General features: G+C 47.1%; 20 protein-coding genes and 1 tRNA gene. 15 read left to right on the top strand and 6 right to left on the bottom strand.

Annotated elements, in window-relative coordinates; translation table 11 throughout:
• Positions 1-95: 95 nt before the first annotated feature.
• Entirely contained in the window at positions 96-1,379 is a 1,284-nt protein-coding gene (gene glyA, locus I1H34_RS21200; protein WP_212662916.1) for a serine hydroxymethyltransferase, read from the bottom strand.
• A gap of 298 nt (positions 1,380-1,677) precedes the next feature.
• Between glyA and I1H34_RS21195 the strand changes: the two genes are divergently transcribed.
• The 5 genes from I1H34_RS21195 (at position 1,678) to rpsF (ending at position 4,632) form a co-directional block, all read left to right on the top strand.
• Positions 1,678-1,881 carry a hypothetical protein gene (locus I1H34_RS21195; RefSeq protein ID WP_212662915.1) on the top strand — a complete coding sequence of 68 codons (204 nt, stop codon included), beginning with the start codon at positions 1,678-1,680 and terminating at the stop codon, positions 1,879-1,881.
• Positions 1,882-2,045: 164 nt separating this feature from the next.
• Complete coding sequence (locus I1H34_RS21190) at positions 2,046-2,561, top strand: Tic20 family protein (protein WP_212662914.1); 516 nt, start codon at positions 2,046-2,048, stop codon at positions 2,559-2,561.
• 115 nt (positions 2,562-2,676) lie between these two features.
• On the top strand, positions 2,677-3,171 hold the full coding sequence (locus I1H34_RS21185) for a Tic20 family protein (protein ID WP_212662913.1): 495 nt from the start codon (positions 2,677-2,679) through the stop codon (positions 3,169-3,171).
• 195 nt (positions 3,172-3,366) lie between these two features.
• Positions 3,367-4,131 (top strand): EAL domain-containing protein, encoded by a 765-nt coding sequence (locus tag I1H34_RS21180; RefSeq protein WP_463675104.1) that lies wholly within the window; start codon positions 3,367-3,369, stop codon positions 4,129-4,131.
• A 171-nt stretch (positions 4,132-4,302) separates the two neighbouring features.
• On the top strand, positions 4,303-4,632 hold the full coding sequence (gene rpsF / locus I1H34_RS21175; RefSeq protein WP_212662912.1) for a 30S ribosomal protein S6: 330 nt from the start codon (positions 4,303-4,305) through the stop codon (positions 4,630-4,632).
• Positions 4,633-4,680: 48 nt separating this feature from the next.
• Here rpsF and I1H34_RS21170 read toward each other — a convergent pair whose 3' ends face one another.
• The gene (locus I1H34_RS21170; protein ID WP_212662911.1) at positions 4,681-5,373 is read right to left on the bottom strand and encodes a RibD family protein; all 693 of its coding nucleotides are present in this window, start codon (positions 5,371-5,373) and stop codon (positions 4,681-4,683) included.
• 84 nt (positions 5,374-5,457) lie between these two features.
• On the opposite strand from I1H34_RS21170, the gene I1H34_RS21165 reads away from it, so the two are divergent.
• Positions 5,458-6,858 carry a 1-acyl-sn-glycerol-3-phosphate acyltransferase gene (locus I1H34_RS21165; RefSeq protein ID WP_212662910.1) on the top strand — a complete coding sequence of 467 codons (1,401 nt, stop codon included), beginning with the start codon at positions 5,458-5,460 and terminating at the stop codon, positions 6,856-6,858.
• A gap of 42 nt (positions 6,859-6,900) precedes the next feature.
• Here the strand turns inward: I1H34_RS21165 and I1H34_RS21160 are convergent, their stop codons facing one another.
• The gene (locus I1H34_RS21160; RefSeq protein WP_212662909.1) at positions 6,901-8,130 is read right to left on the bottom strand and encodes an RNA-guided endonuclease InsQ/TnpB family protein; all 1,230 of its coding nucleotides are present in this window, start codon (positions 8,128-8,130) and stop codon (positions 6,901-6,903) included.
• A 230-nt stretch (positions 8,131-8,360) separates the two neighbouring features.
• On the opposite strand from I1H34_RS21160, the gene I1H34_RS21155 reads away from it, so the two are divergent.
• Positions 8,361-9,656, top strand: a complete 1,296-nt coding sequence (locus tag I1H34_RS21155; RefSeq protein ID WP_212662908.1) for a glucose-1-phosphate adenylyltransferase — start codon at positions 8,361-8,363, stop codon at positions 9,654-9,656.
• Here I1H34_RS21155 and trmB read toward each other — a convergent pair.
• A complete protein-coding gene (trmB, locus tag I1H34_RS21150; protein WP_212662907.1) occupies positions 9,649-10,293 on the bottom strand; it encodes a tRNA (guanosine(46)-N7)-methyltransferase TrmB in 645 nt (214 codons plus the stop codon). The two genes, I1H34_RS21155 and trmB, sit on opposite strands and share 8 nt — an antisense overlap.
• Before the next feature lie 64 nt (positions 10,294-10,357).
• Positions 10,358-10,431, bottom strand: a tRNA-Arg gene (locus I1H34_RS21145).
• A gap of 174 nt (positions 10,432-10,605) precedes the next feature.
• Between I1H34_RS21145 and I1H34_RS21140 the strand changes: the two genes are divergently transcribed.
• On the top strand, positions 10,606-11,505 hold the full coding sequence (locus I1H34_RS21140) for an ADP-ribosylglycohydrolase family protein (RefSeq protein WP_212662906.1): 900 nt from the start codon (positions 10,606-10,608) through the stop codon (positions 11,503-11,505).
• A gap of 130 nt (positions 11,506-11,635) precedes the next feature.
• Here the strand turns inward: I1H34_RS21140 and I1H34_RS21135 are convergent, their stop codons facing one another.
• Positions 11,636-12,049: a hypothetical protein gene (locus tag I1H34_RS21135; RefSeq protein WP_212662905.1), complete on the bottom strand. Its 414-nt coding sequence runs from the start codon at positions 12,047-12,049 to the stop codon at positions 11,636-11,638.
• Positions 12,050-12,779: 730 nt separating this feature from the next.
• On the opposite strand from I1H34_RS21135, the gene I1H34_RS21130 reads away from it, so the two are divergent.
• The 7 genes from I1H34_RS21130 (at position 12,780) to I1H34_RS21100 (ending at position 18,792) form a co-directional block, all read left to right on the top strand.
• On the top strand, positions 12,780-13,982 hold the full coding sequence (locus I1H34_RS21130) for a M20 metallopeptidase family protein (protein WP_212662904.1): 1,203 nt from the start codon (positions 12,780-12,782) through the stop codon (positions 13,980-13,982).
• Between the two features lie 189 nt (positions 13,983-14,171).
• Entirely contained in the window at positions 14,172-14,477 is a 306-nt protein-coding gene (locus I1H34_RS21125) for a lasso peptide biosynthesis PqqD family chaperone (RefSeq protein ID WP_212662903.1), read from the top strand.
• Complete coding sequence (locus tag I1H34_RS21120) at positions 14,461-14,919, top strand: lasso peptide biosynthesis B2 protein (protein ID WP_212662902.1); 459 nt, start codon at positions 14,461-14,463, stop codon at positions 14,917-14,919. Before I1H34_RS21125 ends, I1H34_RS21120 begins: the two co-directional genes overlap by 17 nt.
• A 70-nt stretch (positions 14,920-14,989) precedes the next feature.
• Positions 14,990-15,598, top strand: coding sequence for a 2OG-Fe(II) oxygenase (locus I1H34_RS21115; RefSeq protein ID WP_212662901.1), 609 nt, complete (start codon positions 14,990-14,992; stop codon positions 15,596-15,598).
• Positions 15,599-15,628: 30 nt separating this feature from the next.
• Positions 15,629-16,546, top strand: coding sequence for a hypothetical protein (locus tag I1H34_RS21110; RefSeq protein ID WP_212662900.1), 918 nt, complete (start codon positions 15,629-15,631; stop codon positions 16,544-16,546).
• 133 nt (positions 16,547-16,679) lie between these two features.
• Positions 16,680-17,585, top strand: coding sequence for a phosphoenolpyruvate carboxykinase (ATP) (locus I1H34_RS21105; RefSeq protein WP_212662899.1), 906 nt, complete (start codon positions 16,680-16,682; stop codon positions 17,583-17,585).
• Complete coding sequence (locus I1H34_RS21100) at positions 17,575-18,792, top strand: cupin domain-containing protein (RefSeq protein WP_212662898.1); 1,218 nt, start codon at positions 17,575-17,577, stop codon at positions 18,790-18,792. Before I1H34_RS21105 ends, I1H34_RS21100 begins: the two co-directional genes overlap by 11 nt.
• Positions 18,793-18,805: the final 13 nt, after the last annotated feature.

Raw genomic sequence — 18,805 nt, 5'->3', positions numbered from 1 at the left:
CAGAATAGAAAACAGTCTTAATGAACTGTCACAATGACATCATGCATGAGGAACGGGGATAAACACAAGCCTCGTTGCCAAACCAAGGGGGATGCTTACTGGGTTAAAGCAGGCACAGGGCTGGTGAGATGAGGATAAAGGGGGAATCGCGCACAGAGATTGGCAACGCGTTGGCGGCAGTCTTCTGTGACGGCGGCATCCTCAGGTTTTATCAGACAATCAGCAATGATATTAGCAATCTCGGTAAATTCTGCAGTCCCCATCCCCCGAGTGGTCATGGCAGGAGATCCTAATCTGAGTCCACTCGTGACAAAGGGAGATTCTGGGTCGAAGGGCACGGTGTTTTTGTTGGCTGTGATATTAACTTGGCTGACCCGCTGATCGGCCTGCTTGCCCGTCATGCCAATAGACCGTAAGTCAACGAGTAATAGGTGATTGTCTGTACCGTTAGAGACGATTTTGAATCCACGTTCTTGAAGTTGTTTGGCTAGGGTTTGGGCATTCTCAATCACATGGCCACAATAATCGCTGAAATCAGGCTTGAGGGCTTCACCAAAGGCCACTGCTTTAGCCGCAATGACATGCTCTAGGGGGCCGCCTTGGGTGCCGGGGAAGACAGATTTATCGAACTTTTTACCCAGCTCAGGATCCTTGGTCATGATCAGACCGCCTCGGGGACCTCGGAGGGTTTTGTGAGTGGTTGTCGTAACTACGTCACAGAAGGGTAAAGGATTGGGGTGATGACCGGATGCCACCAAGCCAGCAATATGGGCAATATCTGCCATTAAGTAGGCATCGATTTCATCTGCGATCGCCCGAAATTTCTCAAAATCGATGATGCGAGGATAGGCAGAGTAACCACAGACAATCATTTTGGGCCGATGCTTGAGGGCCAGCTCGCGAATTGTCTCGTAGTTGAGCTGTTCGGTATCTGGATCGACGCCGTACTGGACGACATTGAACCATTTGCCCGAGACATTCACTGGAGATCCATGGGTTAAGTGACCCCCATGGGACAAATCCATCCCCATGAAGGTATCGCCTGGCTGGAGTAAGGTTAGAAAAACGGCGAAGTTGGCCTGAGCGCCAGAATGAGGCTGAACGTTAACGTGGGCCGCATTAAATAATTCCTTGGCTCGATCAATGGCCAGCTGCTCAGCGGCATCAATAAATTCGCAGCCACCGTAGTAACGCTTGCCGGGGAGTCCTTCTGCATACTTATTCGTGAGGACCGAGCCTTGTGCTGCCAAGACGGCTGCTGAGGTGAAATTCTCGCTGGCAATCAGCTCTAGATGATCACGCTGGCGCTGTAATTCCTGCTGTAGCATTCCTGCGATCGCAGGATCGGTTTCTGTCAAAATATCTAAGCTAGTTTGCATGGCACAGCCTGTCCTTTTCCAGTGTCAACAAAGCTACGATCGAACAGCATCGGTACGTTAATAGGTCCTTAGCTGTGTGTTTTTCTTGCTTCCCCAACGGATAACAACGATCTTTAAAGTAATTATCTTAACGCCTATAAGCGTCCTTAACACCTCAGTTCAAGGGGACTGGATTCTGATGGAAATGACAGCATCTTCTAACCCCTCTGCTTAATTCTTAATAGCCCATAGCAGACAACTCCTAGATGGGTCGCCTAAAATGGTATGTAGAGCTGATCAAAGTGTTTGGAGGTTGATAATGTTAGTCATCCTAACTGAAGATCAATTACTCTCTCCGCAAGTTGTCTGCCAGTCTTGTTTACTGGCCAATCGCCAGGGCCAGCCTCGATGGCACCAGAATCGATTGTGCTGTGGTCACTTATTAGAACAGATTTCAGAGACTGAGGTGCAGCCGAAGCAATACCGGTGTCAAATGGGATTTCGAGTTGCTGAAGTGGAGTAATGGGTTGGTATGGGGTTGAGACCTGACCGTTGCTTCAGGTAAACCCACCATATTTCCGTTGCTGGATAGTCAAAGACTTTTCAGAAGGGGTGATTGGCGATTGGGAACTATCCCTTATAGTGAGTGAAGATTATCCATAATCCACATTTAAAAAAGGGGCTTGTATGGCTTTGCGTGGAGCAACAACAACACAAGAGCGGCTTCTATCCTGTTTACCGTTTCTAGTGCCCTTGTTGAATACTTACCCTTTTGGCAGTTTTATATTTAGTCAATTCCCCCCATTGCGTTTGTTGTTTTTCCCCATCGAGTTACTCCTACCCATTTATCTCATTGGTGGTGGGGGACTCTCAATTGTCAGATTGATGGTTTTTATCGGCCTGTATGCTGGTGTCGTCAGAAATAACCGTATCCGTCATCTCATTCGCTATAACGCCATGCAGGCGATCATGCTCGGGATATCTCTGACAATAATTTTGATGGTTCTGCAGGTAGTAGGTATTCTGGGCAGTTCTGTGGGTAGTACGACTTCAGGAGGCGGACTATTTGTCATGGTACTGTCCAATGTTTTATTCCTAGGCACCCTGGGTATCGTGGTGTTCTCAGTGGTTCAATCTCTGCGAGGACATCATGCTGAGGTGCCCTTGATTTCTGATGCGGCTTACGCCCAAACCCGTGATTAGTCCCTGGTAATGATTTCAGCCAATTGTTAGTTCTTTTGTGGAATCTCCTAAAACGGGAATGGAGATACGTTACATTGATGAAACGGTGTGAATCCATAATTTGGGAGACAATGCAATGAGTTGGGATGATTCAACCCCTTGGTCCGAAAGAGTGTTTGGCGCGTTGCCTTATTTACTGCCTCTGATGGATGCAATTGTCTACGGTGATGGCCAATATATTATGCGCCAGTTTCCGACACTGACTAGCATTGGCCTATTGCCCATCATTCCGCTTGTACAAATTTATGCCCAATTTATCCGCCTGATTCCGTTTGCAGGTTTAATCCTATTTATGGGATTGTTTTTTGCCGTCGTTCGGAATGAAAATATTAGTCGTTTTATTCGCTTTAATGTGTTGCAAGCGATTTTGCTAGATCTCATACTCATGGTGTGCAACTTGGTATTGCCGATCATTAGCCAAGGGCTTCAGCTTGCATTGTTGACTGAAACGCTATTCAACACCATCTTCTTAGGTATTTTCGCTATTTTTGCCTATAGCGTATTTAAAACGGTTCAAGGCCAATATGCCGAAATTCCCGCTATTTCAAATGCAGTCAATATGCAGATTTAATCGTTTCTCGGTTTAACGCTGTAGAAAGAGATATTGATGGATTGTGTGTATGTGGAAAGTCCACTCTTTTGGGGCACACTAGCTATATCTGCACATAGCTGAAATTTTGATTCTCTGTATTTAGGTTTGATGAGTTTCTGCCGTCGCTATGTGCGGAAGATTCAATTTTTCATCTGTGGTCTCAAAAACACTATCGTGGTGGATCAAGAACCTTTGTCAGTGGGATGTTCTGGATGTCTGAGTACACCCGAACTGCAGTTTGACTTCACAATGGCGTTTCAACCCATTGTAAATTTGGGTAATGGCACTATTTTTGCTCAAGAAGCCCTAGTGCGTGGCCCTAATAATGAGTCTGCGGCGAGTATTCTGGGGCAGGTGACGGATGAAAGTCGATATCGCTTTGATCAAGCCTGTCGAGTTCGGGCGATTCAGTTAGCGGCTGAGTTGGGGATTCAGTCAATGGTCAGTATCAATTTTCTCCCTAATGCAGTCTATCAGCCCGATCTTTGTATTCGCACCACCATTGAAACGGCTACACAATACAATTTCCCCCTCAACAAAATTTTGTTTGAATTAACGGAAGTTGAGAAGGTTAAGGACTATGCCCATGTCCGGGCTATTATTGAGCATTATCAAAAACTGGGGTTTAAAACAGCATTAGATGATTTTGGAGCTGGCTATTCTGGCTTGAATTTTCTCGCTGATTTTAAGCCAGATTTCATTAAGCTGGATATGGCTTTGATTCGCAATATTGACCAAGATAAAGGTCGTCAAGCCATTGTCAGAGGGATTATTCAAGTCTGTCGGGAGTTAGCCATTGAACCCATTGCAGAAGGGGTTGAAACTGACGCAGAATTGAATATTCTCAAGCAAATGGATATTCAGCTATTTCAAGGCTATTATTTTGCAAGGCCTAGCTTTAGGTCTATCACCACTGACTTAAACCTTTCTGCCGATTAGTTATTCTCTGATTGCTTCTTGGATGAAGGGGGACAGAGAGTGTATCGTGCCAGGCATTAAATGCTAGAATCCTAGATCCTTGCTTCTTACGCATCTGAACTGTACGTGATCAATGCACTGCAGATATAAACCTGTGTACAAGAAGCCTCAAGCCCATAAGGAGAAAATTTCATGACTGCTTACGAGACGATGTATATTCTGCGCCCAGACTTAGGCGAAGAGCAGTTGGATCAGGCGATTAATAAGTATCAAGACCTGCTGAAAGAACAAGGGGTTGAGGAAATTGATACTCAACACCGGGGCAAGCGTCGGTTGGCCTATGAGATCCAAAATTTCCGTGAAGGCGTCTATATCCAGATGAACTACAACGGTCTGGGACATGCGATCGCAAAATTAGAACGCGAAATGCGCATTAGTGAACAGGTGATTCGCTATCTGACCCTTAAGCATGAAGGTCCCGCTGCTGCTGAATCAGACGAAGACGAGTCTGATTCAGAGTAATAGCAGTTAGCAAACCCAGACTAAGAGTATTGCTCTAGTCAATGCTTGCTAACGACGGCGACGATAGTGCAAAAATAACTCGTTCTCAACTTGCTTAACGGAAAGCAGCTCTAGCCAAGGTGCATCTTGTTGTAGCCAGCCTTTGCCAGCGACAGGGGTGGGGGTTGATTTCCCCCCAAGCAAGATCGGGCAAACAGTTAGGTGAAGCTCATCAATTAAATCTTCTGCTAACAGGGCTGCCACAATTTGGCCTCCTCCAAGGACTGCTATGTTGCGAATTCCTAATGCGGCCATTGCTGCAAGTGCCTGAGCCCAATCGATGGATTGGGTAGCTGTTTCATAAGTGAAAATTTGCTCGAAATGGGATTTTTCTTGCCAGGACTGCCCACCCGCTTGGGTGGTGACTAGCCAATGGGGAACGGCTTGTTGGAAGAATCTGAGGTTGGGGTCTAAATCCCCCGAACGCGTACAGACAATTTGGGCTGGTTGTTCAGGCTGGCCCCGATCTAATCGAGCATTAATGAGATCTTGGGTCACCACTCGCATAGCGGTTTCCCCCGCTTTGAGGGTGGCCGATCCAAAAAGTATGCCATCAGCCGCCGCAACCTGTCGCTCTAAATGGGCATAATCTTCAGCAGACCCAAACTCAGGGGGAGAATGTTGGGCATCGGCAATTTTGCCGTCTGCACTCATCGCCAAGACAACGGTTGTAGTGGGTCGCTGTAGGGGTGTTTCGGCCATAAAGTCAGTCTTGCAGTCCAAGATAAACAAGCTATTCTCTTAGGGTAGCGTGATCAATCAAACCTGAATAGGGAGCTGCTATCCTTGCCCAAGTTCGTTTCTAAAGCTCAACCGCCTCTAGCATTTATTCCGCAACGTCTCACGCCTTGGGTGATAGAAACCGTCCGTTTTCTGTTACCGGCCTGGATGCCCTGGAAGCTCTCTGTTACGTCCGTTGAAGCCGAAAACTTAAAGGTTTTAGTCAAGCTGTACCAGGAGTTTCAGGCCGGTAATACTCGGTTCTTGATGGCCTTCCGGCATCCTAGTACCAAAGATCCCTTTGCCATGTCTTATATGCTGTGGCGGCTAGTTCCCAAGGAAGCGCGCAAAACAGGGATTCGCTTTAAGCGGCCTACCTACAGCCACTTTATGTACGACCGCGGTATTCCCCTATGGGCAGGGGAATTTGTATCTTGGTTATTCCCCAGATTGGGGGGGACACCGATTCTTAGGGGGAAAGCGGATCGGATGGGCTTGCGGGCAGCTCGTGAAATCTTTGCCAATAGCCCTTATCCCATTGCCATCGCACCAGAAGGAGGCACCAATGAACATAATGAGTTGGTGAGTCCGTTAGAGCCGGGTGTCGCCCAAATGGGCTTTTGGTGTATCGAAGACTTGCAGAAAGCGAATCGGTCGGAATCAGTCTACATTGTGCCGTTACGGATTCGGTATCGCTATGTTTCTCCTCCTTGGCAAGCCATCAAAGAGTTACTGGATCAGCTGGAAGCTCAAATGGAATTGCCAGCTGAAGTGTCTCCGCCAGGCCTCCTCAAAGATCCTGAAAAAGATGTTTTATATGGTCGAGTGCTGCGCTTGGGTGAGTGTCTTCTGGTAGAAATGGATCGGTTCTATAGCAAGTACTACCATTTGTCTCGTCCAGAGATAGAGCCGGTGCCCTATGACCCCTCTGATCGCAATGCCAAACTTGCCTTTCAACTGAAACAGCAATTAGATATCGCACTGCAAGCTGCTGAATCCTACTTTGGTCTCACGGCTAAAGGAGAGATCGTGGATCGTTGTCGGCGTCTAGAGCAGGCGAGTTTTGATCGCATTTATCGGCAAGACTTGGATCAGCTGACTCCTGTTGAACGGGGGATGGCGGATTGGTTAGCCCAAGAGGCGAGTCTCCGAATTGGACATATGCGGATGGTTGAGCGGCTAACCATGGTGAATGGCACCTATATTTTGGAGAAACCGACCGGAGATCGATTTGCCGAGATTGTTCTGATTATGTGGAAAATTATCACCTTCCTTCAAGGGGGCGATTCCCATTCTCCGCCACAGCTAGGGACCCAATCCTTGAAGCTGACCATTAGTGATCCTATTTCCGTGACGGACCGGTGGCCCACCTATAGTGCCAACCGCAAGGGAGCCAGGAAGGCTGTGGATGAGTTGACTCAATCTATCCAGACAGCCCTAGAAGATTTGAATGTGATCGAACCTTGACATCCTCTCCCAGCAGCCCTATCGGGTATGCAAGGAGATTCTTTAGATCGCTCCAAAGATTTCCTGCTTCAAAGCCAGTTGACTAGAATTCATTACTGAACCCCCCGTCACCTCGACTCCACAGGCATTTTCTATTCCCCGTTGCCCACGGGTACAAATCACTTGAGCTGCCGCAATATCTCTCGGCTTAATTGAGCCGCACTCTAAACAGTGAGACATCCTGACACTCAAATCCTTTTTCACCGTTGCTCCACAATCTGGACACTCCTGGCTAGTTCCTCTTGGATCAACCTTGCCATAATGAACATCACGCTTCCAGCACACCCAAGGAAGGATCTGGTTAGTGAATTGCCCAAGGCCAGCATCTAATGTGTGTTTACCCAAAAACCCTTTCGCCATTATGCGGAAATCCAAGTCTTCAACGAAGATGGAATCTCCTTGGTCACAAAGCTGATGGGCGGTCTTGAAATGCCAGTCCTTACGAGTGTCGGCAATCCGTTGATGAGCTCTGGCGATCTTCCTCAGCAGTTTGGACCGGTTAGTACTCCCTTTTTGCTTGGTCTTGAGTCTACGTTGCAGCAATTTCAGCTTGCGGTGCAACTCATTAAAAAAGCGAGGATGTTTGATCTGTAAGCCATCTGAAGTAGATAGAAAGTATTCCAATCCCACATCAACTCCCACCGGATGGCCATGAAAGGGCACCTCTGGAATATCCACATCAGCCTGTAAACTCAACATGACAAAGTACCCCGACGCCTTACGGACAATACGAGCTTGTTTGACTTCGCATATCTGGGGTATATCTCTAGACCATCTCACTTTGACCCAGCCCAGTTGCGGAAGCTTGATGCCTCTTACACTGAGAGGATGCTTGAGCATCTGAGGAAATACAAAGCTTCGCATTCGAGCTTGGTTTTTGAATCTAGGTAGACCCGACTGCTTGGTCAGCCAACGCTCCCAGGATGCATCCAGTTGTCTCAAGACTTGCTGAAGCATTTGAGCATTGACGCTTTTGAGTTCGGCAATCTTTTTCTTAGCAAGGGTTAAACGTTTGGCTTGAAGGTGATAACTAGGAAATGGCTCATCACCTGACATGATGTACTCATGCCTAAGAGAACAAGCATTCACTGAGCATTTACGAGAATTAAGCCAGTCCTTACGCTCACGCAAAGCAAAGTTCCAGACTTTTCGACACACCGTTAAGGTGTGTTCAATCTCTATAACTTGCTCAGGAGTGGGTTCTAGTTTGAATTCCCAGGTCATGTTAAGCATGCCTACATAATACTATTTACTGTGTAGATACTGCACTTAGGCTCCTGAGCTTTGCCGAAGGGTTGTTTCTTTCAGTCACACTCCGCTACACCACCAACCAAGCTTTTAGCTATGGTTGGAGTACTGCGAAGACTTTTGATAGCTCTTAACGAATTGGCCCTTGTCAACTGTAACGGACCGTCCGACACTGGAGTGTGGAGGCGATAGGCAGTTAAGGTGTCATTTAAAGTATGAATAAAGTTCTAGCAATTGTTTTGGGTGGTGGTGCTGGTACACGCCTATATCCTCTTACCAAACAGCGTGCAAAGCCTGCTGTGTCCTTGGCAGGTAAGTATCGCCTCATTGATATTCCGATGAGTAACTGTATTAATTCGGAAATCAACAAAATTTACGTGATGACGCAGTTCAACTCCGCGTCTTTGAACCGCCACATTTCCCAAACTTATCATTTCTCCAGCTTTAGCGATGGTTTTGCTGAGGTGCTTGCTGCTCAACAAACCCCTGAAAATCCCAATTGGTTCCAAGGAACAGCGGATGCCGTTCGACAATACATGTGGATGTTTGCTGAACAGCGTGATGTGGATGAAATCCTAATTTTGTCGGGAGATCATCTGTATCGCATGGACTACACCGTATTTATTGAGCGCCATCGCAGTACGAACGCAGATATTACCCTGTCGGTGCTTCCCATTGATGCCTATCGTGCCCCCAGCTTTGGCCTGATGAAGATTGATGAGTCAACTGGGCGTGTGGTTGATTTTAGTGAGAAGCCTCAAGGTGAAGAACTGGAACGGATGAAGGTGGATACTACCACCCTCGGGCTGACCCCAGAAGAAGCTCAAGAAAAGCCGTTTATTGCTTCGATGGGCATTTATGTCTTCAAGAAAGATGTCTTAATTGATCTGCTCAAGAATTCGCCTGACTCCACTGACTTTGGTAAGGAAATTATCCCTAGCTCAGCGAAGGACTACAATGTCCAAGCCTATCTTTTTAATGATTATTGGGAAGATATTGGGACCATTGAAGCTTTCTATGAGGCAAATTTGGCTTTAACTCGCCAACCTCAGCCTCCCTTTAGCTTTTATGATGAGAAATCTCCGATTTACACCCGCTCTCGCTATTTGCCTCCTACTAAGCAGCTAGACTGTCATGTGACGGAATCGATGATTGCGGAAGGCTGCATTATCAAGAATTGCCAGATTAATCGCTCAGTACTGGGTGTGCGATCGCGGGTTGAATCAGGCTGTACCCTCGACAATGCCTTAGTGATGGGTGCTGACTATTATCAGCCCTTTGCTGAGCGTGCCTCTAGTCAAGGAGGAGGGAGCGTTCCCATCGGTATTGGTGAAAATACTAAAATCAGCCGCGCTATTATTGATAAAAATGCCCGGATTGGCCGCAACGTCAAGATTGTCAATAAAGACAATGTTGAAGAATCTAATCAGGAAGAGCATGGCTTTTACATTCGCAGCGGTATCGTTGTGGTGCTGAAGAATGCTGAGATTCCTGATAACACCATCATTTAGAGTCTGTCTTGACTCCCTTTTGAAATAAATACCGGTAGACCGGTAACCCTTCTGATAAGGTCAGCTTTTCCCGCTCTGTGGCAGCGGGGAAAGGGCTCTCTGGTAGCCAATGGTAGAGTGGCGTCGTTCCTGTAAAGGCAGGGTGTTCGGCGATGCGATCGCACATCTCAATCGCTACTTCCAATACATCCGATTGGATCAGCAGTAGGCCTTCTGGTTTGAGGCAAGTGGCCAACTCATTCACCAATGCGGGTTGAACCACCCGCCGTTTCTGATGGCGGCGTTTAAACCAGGGGTCAGGGAATTGGATCGTGACGCCGGTAATTGATTGGGCACCCACTAGGGAGTCGAGGGACGTATTAATATTGCCGAACAAAAAATGGAGATTGCTGAGCTGTAATTCGTCGCGTTGTTGTAGGGCGGATTGAACCATAAGCCGCCGAATTTCGACCCCTAAGAAATTGTGATGGGGGCGTAGTTGGGCCATATCCAGTAAAAACTGTCCGCGAGCACAGCCAATATCTAAATAGAGAGGCTGCTTGGGTTGGGCGAAGATCTCAGGCCAATCCGGGGGTGAGATCGCATCCTGGAATTTTTGACTCAGAGGATTAACATGCTGCCGAACGCGAACACCCATACTGTGAGGCTAACTCAAGAAACAACAATTCACTCAAGCACATTGACTTGAGTGAATTAAAAAACGGGCCAGGAGGGATTCGAACCCCCGACACCGTGGTCCGAAGCCACGTGCTCTAGTCCACTGAGCTACAAGCCCTAAAGCGCTTTCATGTTAGCAGAGATTCTCCAGCACTGAAACAAGATTAGGTTGTTTGCAGATTTGAGTGTTTTTTCGGTTTAGTAGTAGGTAACGCAGCAAGGAGAGGAATACTCAATCTTGATAGGTAGATTGTTCCAGTGAATTTGCGGCTGTAAGCGGAAAGGGTGAGGTATGGATATATCCGAACGATTCAGAGGATGTTTACTGGGGTTGGCAGTCGGTGATGCCGTTGGGACAACGGTAGAGTTTCAGCCGCGAGGAACCTTTGCCCCCGTCACCGATATGGTGGGCGGCGGTCCGTTTCATCTGCAACCAGGACAATGGACGGACGATACCTCAATGGCCTTATGTCTTGCCACTAGCCTGATTCAAAAAGGTAAATTTGACGCGGCAGATCAGATGAATCGCTACTGTGATTGGTATGAAAAAGGCTATCTCAGCAGTACAGGTGACTGTTTCGATATTGGAAATACTGTTAGGCAAGCTTTAGAGCAATACAAGACTACAGATATCCTTTTCAGTGGCTCTACTCACCCTAGATCAGCTGGGAATGGGTGTTTGATGCGATTGGCCCCAGTACCTATGTTCTGCTACCCAGATCGCGATCGCACCTTGTATCTATGTGGTGAAAGTTCGCGTACCACTCATGGGGCTACAGAATGTATTGAGGCCAGCCAATTATTTGGTGATATGCTCTTTCGCGCCTTATCAGGAGTTGGCAAAGTTGAAATCCTTATGGAGCAAGAACCAGCAGGTATAATTTCTCCTTCGATACAAGCTATAGCCAAGGGAGATTATCAAAGCAAAACATTGGAAGATATTCGAGGTTCTGGCTATGTCGTAGATAGTCTAGAAGCGGCTCTTTGGTGTTTCTGGACCACAGAAACTTTTGCACAGGCGGTTCTGCAAGCAACCAATCTTGGGGATGATGCTGATACTACGGCTGCTATTTGTGGTCAATTGGCAGGTGCTTTTTATGGTGTGCAGGGTATACCTAGCCATTGGCTAGAGTTACTAACGATGGAAGATGAGATCTCTATCCTGGCAGAGCAGCTCTATGCTTCTATCTAAAGGGCTTATACTCAGACGATGCCAGAATAAACCGTGTCGATTCAACTAGCAGTGATACGAGAGAGGTTGAAATCAAGTAATGCCTTTGATCTTGGATTGCTGTATTCCATGCGATTTTGTATTACTTGAGTTAGGCGTCAGTAGTAGATTGAATCTGCTGGTATAGGTAATCTTCCAGTGCCTTGTCTATTTTCAAAGCGTACCGCTCCTCATGTTCCTTGATACGTGGGAACCAAGATGGACCAAACCGTTTCCGAAGGCTACCTCCAACTTGGGCACCACGATAGACGTCGTGCTGAGCGTAGATCGCACACACGAATGCTGCAACTCTGGCTTGGCTCTCCTCGTCTTGACGAATACACGACTCTACAGCACTTTTAACCGCATCTTCACTAGACTGCAAGTTGACTTGGCCAGTTTTGACCTGGTAAAAGTCAAAGGCACTTTGGGCAAGGTCCATTACTTTTTCCTGAGATTTTGGGTCGTTTGCAAGTTGGATCAGACCTTGAATGGCAGCCTTAATAATTTTCTGTTGGAGACTCATAAAGCTGACTGCCTGACATAAGTACCTCAAAGCCTTTAGATACGTAGCTTTTGGATGCTGAATAGCAGGGTGTATAAGGCTAGCTTTTGGCATTGTTCACACGTCAAACGCAACCTAAACGTATTACCAACTCTCTTGCCTTAGGGGCAGCGTTGCTATTCTTACAGTGCAAACCCATACGAGGAAAAGGCTTTCAGAGATGTGTCAGGCAGTCAGCTCATAAAGATAGTGTGAAGGGTTGGTAAAAGTACGGCTAGAAGCTTAGCTTTACTGACGCGAGCCGACCTGAACTATGGGCATGATTGTCGAATATCCAGTGCTAGCTTTGGAGTAGAAAACTGCAGATACCAGTAGCAAATTTTTTTGGATCGTAGCTGACCCACCAAAAATCAACCCACTTCGCAATAAATATTCAAGGCGTAATTCATCTAAAACCAAGGCTTAGCAACTGGAACTAAAAGTTGAAATGCGAAGCCACCAAACGTAGGATCATCAGTCAGTAAGGCTGAGGTCTTTTAGCCGCAGAACACAAACAAAGATTTTAGATAATAACGGTGGAGCCCATCCGTTGATGGTTAGCTTACTCTAAGTTCAGAGTTAAGACTGTGAGAATGAAGATATCAACTGGTTTTTGTTGCTAATTTGGTTTTTGGCTTACTGCTCGTGAAAAATCTAGGAATAGTATTCTTAAAGAAGTAATTGACCGTTTTCCCGTTTTGGGAAGAGTACTATGGTTTCTTCTCCTCCTCATTCTGATACCTCCATTCGCTCAGATATCCAACAACTGGATTTAGTCTCTTGGCGACGGCATCTGCATCAATATCCAGAACTTGGATTCAAAGAGCATCTCACTGCTGAATTTGTAGCTCAGCGCTTAACAGAATGGGGCATTGACCATCAAACAGGCATTGCTGAAACGGGTATCATGGCCACGATCTCTGGGGCACAACCGGGGCCAGTGTTAGCGATTCGGGCAGACATAGATGCCTTGCCCATTCAGGAAGAGAATACGGTTTCCTATCGGTCACGCCACGATGGGGTCATGCATGCCTGCGGCCATGATGGACATACGGCCATTGCTCTGGGAACAGCCCGCTATTTATCTCAACATCGCCAAGACTTTGCCGGTACGGTCAAGATCATTTTCCAGCCTGCTGAAGAATCTCCGGGTGGGGCCAAGCCCATGATTGAGGCGGGTGTTCTGCAAAACCCGCAAGTTGATGCCATTATTGGCCTGCACTTATGGAACAATCTCCCCCTCGGCACCGTTGGCGTCAAATCAGGGCCGCTGATGGCTGCCGTGGATCTATTTGAATGCAAGATTCAGGGCAAGGGGGGACATGGCGCCATGCCTCACCAAACCACGGATGCAGTGGTGATCAGCGCTCAAATCGTCAACGCCCTCCAAGCCATTGTGGCTCGCCATGTCAATCCCCTCGATTCAGCTGTGGTGACCATCGGACAACTCCATGCGGGCACAGCTTCTAATGTGATTGCCGACTCCAGCTTTATGAGCGGCACGGTTCGCTACTTTGACCCAGAATTGGCCCATCTGATTGAGCCGCGTATGCAGGATATCCTGACGGGGATTTGTCAAAGTTGGGGAGCCACCTACGACTTAAAGTATTGGCGACTGTATCCACCTGTGATAAATGATGCTGCGATCGCAGATTTAGTACGCTCCATCAGTACTGAAGTGATTGAAACACCAACAGGTGTGGTTCCCAACTGTCAAACCATGGGAGGGGAAGACATGTCCTTCTTTTTGCAAGAAGTTCCAGGTTGCTACTTCTTTTTGGGTTCAGCCAATGACGAGCGAGGATTAGCCTATCCCCACCACCATCCCCAATTCGATTTTGATGAGACTGCTTTAGCCATGGGAGTGGAAATCTTTGTGCGTTGCGTTGAAAAATTCTGCAATTCAAAAAGGTAAGCAGCGGAAATACAGTCTGTCAGCGGCATCGTCAACACGGCATAAAATGGGTCAAAGTTGTCTGGCGAAAAATGAGTCGACAATCCCTGTAAAGCTAATGGTTAAATGTTTTAATTCCTACGGATAAATATAAAATATCTGTGCTAACTTAAACGAAATCTGCATTATATTAGATTGTTTTAAAGGGTTATGAGTTTGACTACCACTATTTCAACGAATACAACGGTTGTTGCGACCCCAGAGCAAGTCTCATCTGACTTAGCCGGGGAATCAGTTATCCTCAACCTGAAGACAGGAATGTACTTCGGTTTGAATGAAGTGGGTGCAAGTGTTTGGAATTTACTTCAGCAACCTCGATCGGTTAAAGATATCTGCGACCAAATTTTAGATCAATACGAAGTTGGGTCGGACCAGTGTGAACAAGATGTCATGAGGTTGCTAAATGAGATGGCTGAATCGGAATTGATTGAGATCAAAGATGTCGCCAGTGCTTAAATTTTTGCGGTTGCGAAGTTGCGATCGCACCCTCCTGATCAAAACCTACGTTCTCTTGGGCTTGGTTCGATTGGGGTTGTGGTTGCTACCCTTCAAAATCCTGCAAAAATGGCTGGTCAACTTTCACCAAACGTCTGCTTACTATCAATCGCCTACCCTGACTAAGATTAGTCGTAGGACCGTAGGTAAAGTGGTCTGGGCAGTGAACACCAGCAGCCGCTTTATGCCAGGAAAGGTGAAATGTTTAGCTCGAGCCCTCGTCACTCAAGTGTTAATTTGTCGGCGAGGCTATGAACCCGAGCTAAAAATTGGGGTTGCTAAAGCAGAAGACCATTCTCTAGAAGCCCATGCCTGGGTTGAGTTGCAAGGGCAAGTGATCATGGGCTTTGTGAATGACTTATCCCGCTTTACACCAATGCCATCATTTGATTCCAAGATCTAAGCCTCATCTTCTGAGGACTTGATCTAGAATATTAAATATTTTTCCATCGCTGAATAAAAGGTTCGGAGCAATGCCTAGCGCTGCTTTTTTTGAACGCTTGGGGGTATTTGTTGACCCCGGCTTTTTAGATCCACAATTTTGTGAGTCCTACCTCACGGAAGCACAGACCTGCCCCTGTGAGCCCGCTCGCCTCACAAGATATGGTGAGGCTGTGACCGACAATAGTCGACGAAAAACGGGCCAGTTGCAAATAAGTCAAACCACGGCCCAGAGCATTCGTGAGCGCTTAATTGCTATTAAGCCGCGATTAGAAACCCATTTCCAGGTCCAACTCCAGGACTTAGAACCCCCCTCCTGCTATCGCTATCAAGTGGGCGACTTTTTTGGCCTTCATCGAGATGTCATCGATCCGAGCCTACCGGGCTCTAAGTTTGAAAAAAATCGACTGGTGTCTTTAATTATTTTCCTCAACAGTATGTCCGCTGAGCCTAGTCCTCAGACCTTTGGGGGCGGAGCCTTAGCCCTCTATGGATTACTTGATGATGCTCGCGGTCAAAACTATGGCTTCCCTCTGGAGCCTGAACAAGGTCAACTGATTGCGTTTCGATCCGATCTCTGGCATGAAGTTAAACCGGTCACCTATGGTGAGCGCTTCTCGATTGTCAGCTGGTTTGTCTGAAATTCCGCTTCTTCTTCCATGGCACTCCTGATGCCCCTTTCCACTCCCGTTGCGTTTCATATTTTCAATCGCCCTCAATATTCCAGTCAGGTGTTTGCCGCGATTGCCCAGGCCAAACCACAAGCTTTGTTAATCGTTGCAGATGGCCCGAGAGCTGATGTTCCAGAGGACCAAAAATTATGCCAGCAAGCTAGAGCCATTGTCGATCAAGTGGATTGGGAGTGCGAGGTGCTCACCCATTTTTCAGACTCGAATCTTGGGGGGCGGTGTTGCAATGCCCAGGGGTTGGATTGGGTGTTCTCTCAGGTGGAAGAAGCGATCATTTTAGAAGATGATTGTCTTCCCCATCCCAGTTTTTTCCCTTTTTGCCAAGCCATGTTGGCCCAGTACCGTCATCTATCTCAAGTGATGACTATCTCCGGCAGTAATTTTCTGGGAGATACCTTACCGATTCCCCAGACCTATGTGTTTTCTAAATTTTTTGTGTCTTGGGGATGGGCCTCTTGGCGCAGGGCTTGGCAATGCTACGACCTCAAAATGACGGGCTGGCCTCAGTATCGACAGGCCCAATTTTTTCCGCAGCCAGCCCTAGCAGATTGGGTTACCCAATTATTTGACTGGGCTTATCAAAACCAACAAGTTTGGGATATTCCGTGGTTTTATTCTTGTCTTGCCCAGAATGGTCTTACCGTGGTGCCCAAGGTCAATCTGGTTTCTAATATTGGTACTCAAGGCAGTCATACCCAAGGAAACCAAGGTCTGAATGAGTTGCCGACCTTTAATTTGGACCTAGATGCCATGATTCACCCAGACCCCATGGTGCCCAATCCGCTATTCGAACAGTTAATCTATGAGCTGTTTACTGCCAACTCCCCTAAATCCGCTCAACCGTTCCTGAAAAAACTCAAGTCCAACCTCAAGAAAATCCTGCCTATGGACCCACGGTAGGGATTGGCGGTCTATATCTGCAGGATTGATTCTCCAGGCTCTACTTTATCTTTCTCAAATATCTAACCCTGATTGCTTAAGGCAAAAATCGCCTAAAAACGTTATTCTTTGAGTCTGGATAACCGCAATTGCCATGTCCCACTTTTACTCAGCCTATGGCTTGACCCTACAGTCTGAAATTCAACTGCCAGAACTGATCTCTACCCTGGCAACTGATGCGGATGTTTGGATTCATTTTGGTGCCATTACCGATAGTCCTTTGCAAACCGAAAACACCCTGCATTGCTATCAAAATACAGATGCGGGGATGTATTTATATTGGCAGGGAGTGGGGACGTTTTTGATTCAGGAAGGGCAAGATGTCCTGATTGATTTAGAGATCGATCTGGATGAGGATCGCCTTCGCCTGTTTATTCTAGGCGCGGTGATGGGGGTCGTATTGCACCAACGAGGATTTTTGGTCCTCCATGCCAGCGCTGTGGCCTTAGAAGGCGAAGCCGTGGCCTTTATCGGTCAAAAACGGTGGGGCAAATCCACGATGGCAGCTACCTTGCATGATCGAGGCCATAGCTTAATTGCGGATGATGTGGTGGCCCTGGAAATCCAACGTCATCAAATTCAGGTGCAACCTGCCTTTCCTCAAATTAAGCTGTGGCCAGATGCCGTCGCTTGCATTGGCAAGCAACCCGAAGATTTGCCGCGATTAGGTGCCCGCTTAGAAAAACGGAATCATCAGCTCTCTTCGGGCTTTATGGCTGACATTCTGCCTCTTAGATATATTTTTGTGCTGGGGCAAGGAGACGAAGTCGCCATTAAGCCGTTGCCGCCCCAGGAGATTATTCAACATTTGATGCAAAACTCCTATGTCACCCGCTTTGAGCAAACTTTATTGCAGGAGCGAGGGGCCAGCCATTTTAAGCAACTGATGATACTGGCTCAACAGGTGCCTCTCTTGCGTCTTCTACGACCAGCTTCCTTAGATTTACTGCCGGACATTGCTACCCTAGTTGAAAATCACATCCTGGCCCATGAAGGTTGAGTCTCAGTTTGCCCGTTTAATCGCTCCCTGCACGATTGAAGATTTTTTCCAGACCTATTGGGAAGCAAAAACGCTTCATTTGCCCAGGAATGATGCCTTTTTTTATGGGTCGGTCCTAGATCCAGGCGACATCGATCTACTGCTGCAAAACAAAGCTTTGTTGGCGGATTACAATAACTTCCGCCTAGTGGATCAGGGCAATAAGCTAAGTCTGGAAGACTGGTGCGAACGCCACTCTAAATCCCAACAATATTTTATTGACAATGACAAGCTGTATAGCTTGTTGCACCAGGGCTTAACCTTGACCATCAACGGGGCCCACAAGAAAATTCCCAAGCTGCGACACTTTTGTAGTGCCCTAGAATGCGAGCTGAAGTTTAAGCTCCGAACCAATATCTACATCACGCCCCCCCAAGCCCAGGGTTTAGCACCTCATTACGACGAACATGATGTGTTTATTCTCCAAATCACCGGGGAGAAAGAATGGAAACTCTACCATTCCCCCGTTGAGCTACCCTCTCACATCAGAGATCAAAGTATTGGCCGCCATGAACTGGCTGAGCCAGAGTTAACGGTAATGCTCCAGCCTGGTGATTTGCTCTATATTCCTCGGGGTGTGGTCCATCAAGCGGCCAGTCAAGAAACCACTTCAGTCCACGCATCCCTAGGGTTATATCCCACCTTTGCTTACGAACTCTTGGAGGAGTTGGTCACCATTGCCCAGGCTGACCCGGCCTTTCGGAAAGCGATTCCCCACGGTTTTTCCAGTTCTGAGCAACAGCAGGCTTTTGATGAATCGTTTCAAACCCTGAGCCAGTCCTTAATGAATAGGGTGAAGACCAAAGAATTGGTGGAGCGGAAGAATGGGGTATTTTTGTGCGATCGCAAATCAGAAGACCAAGGCCGCTTCCAAGACCTGATCCATCTGCCACAGCTCAATCTCGATTCTGTCGTTGCCCGTAGGCCCAATATCCTATTTTCAGTTGATAGAAGTTCAACCCAAATTATTTTGAACTTCTATCAAAAAAGCCTAACCTTTCCTATCTTTCTAGCGGCTTCCCTGACCGATCTGATCGACCATTCCTGTCTGGCCATAAAAGATATTGGTGGTTTGATTAATGATGCTGGCAGATTGTCCTTAACTCAGAACTTGATTCAAGAGGGATTTCTCATGATTAAAGAGATTGAACCCACTTCTCATTCCTAAATTTCGACCCTTC

Origin of the sequence: Acaryochloris marina S15, from assembly GCF_018336915.1 — a bacterium.
Classification (GTDB): domain Bacteria; phylum Cyanobacteriota; class Cyanobacteriia; order Thermosynechococcales; family Thermosynechococcaceae; genus Acaryochloris; species Acaryochloris marina_A.
Note: the sequence above shows the minus strand (reverse complement) of the source record. Positions and strands in the feature narration are given on the sequence as shown.

What these genes read in the sequence shown, in the direction of transcription:
- glyA (WP_212662916.1), bottom strand. Translation starts at nt 1,379, where the DNA reads ATGCAAACTAGCTTAGATATTTTGACAGAAACCGATCCTGCGATCGCA.
- I1H34_RS21195 (WP_212662915.1), top strand. Translation starts at nt 1,678, where the DNA reads ATGTTAGTCATCCTAACTGAAGATCAATTACTCTCTCCGCAAGTTGTC.
- I1H34_RS21190 (WP_212662914.1), top strand. Translation starts at nt 2,046, where the DNA reads ATGGCTTTGCGTGGAGCAACAACAACACAAGAGCGGCTTCTATCCTGT.
- I1H34_RS21185 (WP_212662913.1), top strand. Translation starts at nt 2,677, where the DNA reads ATGAGTTGGGATGATTCAACCCCTTGGTCCGAAAGAGTGTTTGGCGCG.
- rpsF (WP_212662912.1), top strand. Translation starts at nt 4,303, where the DNA reads ATGACTGCTTACGAGACGATGTATATTCTGCGCCCAGACTTAGGCGAA.
- I1H34_RS21170 (WP_212662911.1), bottom strand. Translation starts at nt 5,373, where the DNA reads ATGGCCGAAACACCCCTACAGCGACCCACTACAACCGTTGTCTTGGCG.
- I1H34_RS21160 (WP_212662909.1), bottom strand. Translation starts at nt 8,130, where the DNA reads ATGCTTAACATGACCTGGGAATTCAAACTAGAACCCACTCCTGAGCAA.
- I1H34_RS21155 (WP_212662908.1), top strand. Translation starts at nt 8,361, where the DNA reads ATGAATAAAGTTCTAGCAATTGTTTTGGGTGGTGGTGCTGGTACACGC.
- trmB (WP_212662907.1), bottom strand. Translation starts at nt 10,293, where the DNA reads ATGGGTGTTCGCGTTCGGCAGCATGTTAATCCTCTGAGTCAAAAATTC.
- I1H34_RS21140 (WP_212662906.1), top strand. Translation starts at nt 10,606, where the DNA reads ATGGATATATCCGAACGATTCAGAGGATGTTTACTGGGGTTGGCAGTC.
- I1H34_RS21135 (WP_212662905.1), bottom strand. Translation starts at nt 12,049, where the DNA reads ATGAGTCTCCAACAGAAAATTATTAAGGCTGCCATTCAAGGTCTGATC.
- I1H34_RS21130 (WP_212662904.1), top strand. Translation starts at nt 12,780, where the DNA reads ATGGTTTCTTCTCCTCCTCATTCTGATACCTCCATTCGCTCAGATATC.
- I1H34_RS21125 (WP_212662903.1), top strand. Translation starts at nt 14,172, where the DNA reads ATGAGTTTGACTACCACTATTTCAACGAATACAACGGTTGTTGCGACC.
- I1H34_RS21120 (WP_212662902.1), top strand. Translation starts at nt 14,461, where the DNA reads ATGTCGCCAGTGCTTAAATTTTTGCGGTTGCGAAGTTGCGATCGCACC.
- I1H34_RS21115 (WP_212662901.1), top strand. Translation starts at nt 14,990, where the DNA reads ATGCCTAGCGCTGCTTTTTTTGAACGCTTGGGGGTATTTGTTGACCCC.
- I1H34_RS21110 (WP_212662900.1), top strand. Translation starts at nt 15,629, where the DNA reads ATGCCCCTTTCCACTCCCGTTGCGTTTCATATTTTCAATCGCCCTCAA.
- I1H34_RS21105 (WP_212662899.1), top strand. Translation starts at nt 16,680, where the DNA reads ATGTCCCACTTTTACTCAGCCTATGGCTTGACCCTACAGTCTGAAATT.
- I1H34_RS21100 (WP_212662898.1), top strand. Translation starts at nt 17,575, where the DNA reads ATGAAGGTTGAGTCTCAGTTTGCCCGTTTAATCGCTCCCTGCACGATT.